2 protein-coding genes are annotated in these 4,921 nt (G+C 74.8%); both read left to right on the forward strand.

Annotated features, from left to right (window positions below; translation table 11 throughout):
- Positions 1-4,240: type I polyketide synthase (locus IH09_RS35910; protein ID WP_190233515.1), on the forward strand; the 4,240-nt coding region annotated here is incomplete at its 5' end.
- Between the two features lie 3 nt (positions 4,241-4,243).
- Positions 4,244-4,921, forward strand: a 678-nt coding sequence (locus tag IH09_RS35915; RefSeq protein WP_190233516.1) for a beta-ketoacyl synthase N-terminal-like domain-containing protein, incomplete at its 3' end; no start/stop codon positions are given.

A 4,921-nucleotide genomic window follows, 5' to 3' on the forward strand; every position in this document is an offset into this window, starting at 1 on the left:
AGCCAACTGGACCGACAACAGCATCGCCCTCCTCACCGAAACCACCCCATGGCCACGCAGCCAACGCATCCGCCGAGCCGGAGTATCCGCCTTCGGCATGGGCGGGACCAACGCGCACGTCCTCGTGGAGGAGGCACCCGCCGTGCAGGCGGAGACGCCGGGGTCTGCACTCCCCTCCTCCCTTGCGACGCCTCCCGTGGTGCCATGGGTGCTCTCCGCCAAGACGCCCACCGCCCTGCGCGCCCAGGCACACCGCCTGCACACCCACCTCACCACCACACACCCCCACGCCACCCCCACCCAGCAGGTGACCCGGGCCCGCGCCCGCGCCGGGAAGACCGTCTTCGTCTTCCCCGGCCAGGGCTCCCAGTGGATCGGCATGGGCCGTGAACTCGCCGCTGCGCACCCGGTGTTCGCCGAGGAGTTCAGCGCCTGCGCCGACGCACTCGCGCCCTACACCGACTTCTCACTCGACCAGGTCCTGAGCGGAGCGCCCGGCGCTCCCCCGCTGGACCGGGTGGACGTCGTGCAGCCCGCGTTGTTCGCGGTGATGGCGGCGCTCGCCGCGCTCTGGCGCCACCATGGCGTGCACCCGGACGCCGTGGTCGGGCACTCGCAGGGCGAGATAGCCGCCGCGTACGTCGCCGGGGGCCTCTCGCTCCAGGACGCCGCCCGCGTCGTGGCGCTGCGCAGCAAGGCCATCGCGGAGATGGCGGGGCGGGGCGGCATGGCGTCGATGACGGCGTCGCCCGAGCGGCTGCTGCCGCTCCTGGCGGACTGGGACGGGCTCATATCGGTCGCCGCCGTCAACGGCCCCTCGTCCATGACGGTTTCCGGGGACTCCGACGCTCTGGACGGGCTGCTCGCCCGCTGCGCCGCCGAGGACATCTGGGCCCGGCGGGTCCCCGTGGACTACGCCTCGCACTCCCCCCAGGTCGAGTCGCTCAAGGAGCGTCTGGCCGAGGTTCTGGCACCGATCGCGCCGCGCTCCGCAGAGGTGCTCTTCCACTCCACGGTCACCGCGGGCGCGTTCGACACCAGTGGCCTCGACGCCGACTACTGGTACCGGAACCTGCGCCGGACCGTGCGGTTCGAAGAGGTCGTCCGCACGCTGCTCGACCAGGGACACACCACGTTCATCGAGGTGAGTCCGCACCCGATCCTCACCTTCGCGATGGAGCAGACGGTGGAGCGGGCGGGGGGACGGGAAGGCGGGACCGGCCGGGCCGCCCCGGCCGTCCTCGGCTCGGCCCGGCGCGGGCGGGAACATGCACAGTTCACCGCCTCGCTGGCCGCCGTGCACGCCCACGGGACGCCCGTGGACTGGGACGCGGTGTTCGATCCGGCCGCCGCGCGCCACGTCGAACTCCCCACGTACGCCTTTGAGCCGACGCGCTACTGGGCGGCGCCCCGGCCCGCCGCGGGCGACATCGGAGAAGCGGGACTGCACTCCACCGGACACCGGCTCCTGACCGCCGGAGCCGAACTCGCCGACGGCAGCGGGTGGGTGTTCACCGGGCGCGTCTCGCGGGGCACGCACGGCTGGCTGGACGACCACGCGGTCTACGGCACCGTACTGCTGCCGGGCACCGCCTTCGTGGACATGGCCGTCCTCGCCGCCTCGCACGTCGGCTGCGACGTGGTCGAGGAGCTGACGCTGGAGGAGCCGCTGGTGCTCCCCGACGAGGGCGCCGCCGACCTCCAGGCATCGGTCGGCGCCCCGGACGCCCGGGGACGGCGGCCGGTGGCGGTCCACTCCCGGCCGGCCGACGCGGCGGGCGGCGGCTGGACGCGGCACGCCGGCGGCTTCCTCGCGCCCGCCCCGGCGCACCGCGACGACTCCCCCGGTCCCGCCTCTTGGCCCCCGTCGGGCGCCGAGCCGCTGGACGTCGACGACCTCTACGACCGGCTCGCCGACCGGGGCTTCGGATACGGGCCCGTCTTCCGCGGGCTACGCGCGGCCTGGCGGCACGACGGTGTGCTCCTCGCCGAGGTGGACGCCGCGTCGGCCGGGGGCAGCGGGAACGCCGAGGGGTACGGGGTGCACCCGGCCCTGCTCGACGCCGCGTTCCACGCCCAGCTCACCGAACTGGCCGGTACCGACGGAGCGTCCGGGCAGGCATGGCTGCCGTTCACCTGGTCCGGTGTGCGCGTCGTCCGGGCGGGCGCCACGCACCTGCGGGTGTCCCTCACCACGCTCGGCGAGGGCACCGTACAGATGTCCGCGGTCGACGCGGCAGGCGCTCCGGTGGTCACCGTCGACTCGGTCACGGCCCGCCCGGTGGACCCGGCCCGCCTGGCCGGCGCGCGCGGGCCGGCCGATTCCCTCTTCCGCGTGGAGTGGCAGGCGGCACCGGCCCCGGACCCCGCCCCGGCCACCGTGTCCGGACGCTGGGCGGTCCTGGCCGAGGACGGGACGACCATGGCGCGCCCAGGTGCCGTGAGCGGCTCGGACGCCCCGCACCTCCCCACCTACACCGCTCTCCCGCACCTCGTCGCTGCACTCGACGCGGGCAGGCCCGTGCCGGACACCGTCATCGCGTTCGTGCCCGCGGCGTACGGCACGCCCACCGCGGAGGCGGCCCGCGCCCGCGCCCACCACACCCTCGCGCTGCTGCGCGGCTGGCTGGCCGACGAGCGGTTCGCCCACGCGCGCCTGACGCTGGTCACCCGGAACGCCGTGGCCACCGCTCCCGGCGCGGCCGTCTCCCCCGACCTCGCGCCCCTGTGGGGGCTGGTACGCAGCGCGCAGTCCGAGCATCCCGGCCGCTTCACACTCGTCGATCTGACCGGCGACGCCTCCGACGATCCCGCGCGCGTCCTGCCCGTCGCACTGGCCGCCGAGGAGCCTCAGGTCGCCGTACGCAAGGGCGTGCTCCACGTCCCCCGTGCCGTCCGTGTCCGCGGCGCCTTCGGCGGGCCGCTCCCCTTCGACCCGGACGGCACGGTCCTGATCACCGGGGGCACCGGCGGACTCGGCGCCCAGCTGGCCCGGCATCTCGCCGCCGAACGGGGCGCGCGGCATCTGCTCCTGGTCAGCCGTCGCGGCCGGGACTCCGACGGCGTGCCGGAGCTGACGGCCGAACTGGCCGGCCTCGGCGCCCAGGTCACCGTCGCGGCGTGCGACGTCACGGACCGGTCGGCGACGGCGATGCTCCTCGCATCGGTCGACGCCACGCATCCGCTGACCGCCGTCGTCCACTCCGCGGGGGCGCTCGACGACGGCCTCCTGGAGACGCTGACGCCCGAGCGGCTGGACCGCGTCCTGCGGCCCAAGGTGGACGCGGCCCTGCACCTGCACGAGCTGACCGAGTCCGTGCCGCTCGCCGCGTTCGTCCTGTTCTCCTCGGTCGCTGGCACCATCGGCGGCCCGGGGCAGGGCAACTACGCGGCGGCCAACACGTTCCTCGACGCCTTCGCGCAGTGGCGGCGCGCCCACGGGCTGCCCGCGCTCTCGCTGGCCTGGGGCCTGTGGGAGGAGGCGAGCGACATGACCCGGCACCTCGGGGACGCCGAGGTGGCCCAGCTGGGCAGGTCGGGGCTGGCGCCGCTCGCCACCGACGAGGGGCTGCGCCTGTTCGATGCGGTGCACGGCACGGAGGACGCCCTGCTGCTGCCCGCCCGGCTCGACCTGGGCGCCCTGCGTGCCCAGGCCCGCGAGGGCTCGCTGCCCACCGTGCTGCGGGCCCTGGTGCCGGCCGCGCAGGGGCCCGCGGGCCGGGAAGGCGCGGCGCTGCCCGTCCGCCTTGCGGCCGCTCCGCCCGAGGAGCGGGACGCGCTGGTACTGGCGACCGTCGCCGCGGAGGTCGCCGTGGTCCTCGGGTACGAGGACGCGGGCGCGGTCGACCCGGAGCGTCCCTTCAAGGAACTGGGCCTGGACTCGCTGGGCGCGGTGCGGCTGCGCAACCGGCTGAGTCAGGTGACCGGCCTCTCTCTGCCGTCCACCCTGGTGTTCGGCCACCCGACGGTTCCCGCGCTCGCCGCGCACCTGCGCACGCTGCTCGACGAGCACGCCGCCGGGGGCCAGAAGGCGGCGCCCGGTGTGCACACGGATCTGGACCGCCTCGCCGGGCTGCTTCCGTCGGTCGCCGAGTCCGACGTGGCGGCCGTCCGCACGCGGTTGCGGTCCCTGCTCGCGGCGCTCGACGACAGGGGCGGCGGCCTGCGCAGGGAGCGTATCGACGAAGCGTCCGCCGACGACCTGTTCGACCTGATCGACAACGACTTGGGGGTGGGCTGAACCATGCCGGACGACGACAAGACACTGCGGTACCTCAAGCGTGTCACCGCCGAACTGCAGGCCACCCGTGAGCAGTTGCGGCAGGCCGAGCAGCGCGCGTACGAGCCGGTCGCGATCGTGGGCATGGCCTGCCGCTATCCGGGCGGCGTGGCCTCCCCCGACGACCTGTGGGACCTGGTGGCCGCCGGGCGCGACGTCGTCGCGGACTTCCCCCGCGACCGCGGCTGGGACCTCGACGGCCTCTTCCACGACGACCCGGACCACCCGGGCACGACATACGCCAGGGCCGGCGGGTTCCTGGAGGGGGCGACGGAGTTCGACGCGGAGTTCTTCGGCATCGGCCGCACCGAGGCCCTGGCGATGGATCCCCAGCAGCGGCTGCTCCTCCAGGTCGTCTGGGAGTCCTTGGAGGACGCAGGAATCGCCCCTGGCAGCCTGCGCGGTTCGCAGACGGGTGTGTTCGTGGGGACGACGGGCCAGGACTACGCCCATTTGGCGCAGTCGGGTCCGGACGAGTTGGAGGGTTACTGGGGCATCGGCTCGGCGGGCAGCGTGCTCTCCGGTCGCGTCTCGTACGTGCTGGGCTTCGAGGGGCCGGCTCTCACTGTCGACACGGCCTGTTCGTCATCGCTGGTGAGCGTGCACCTCGCCGTGCAAGCCCTGCGCCAAGGCGAGTGCACA

The sequence above is a fragment of the Streptomyces celluloflavus genome (genome assembly GCA_000720995.1).
Lineage (GTDB): Bacteria > Actinomycetota > Actinomycetes > Streptomycetales > Streptomycetaceae > Streptomyces > Streptomyces celluloflavus.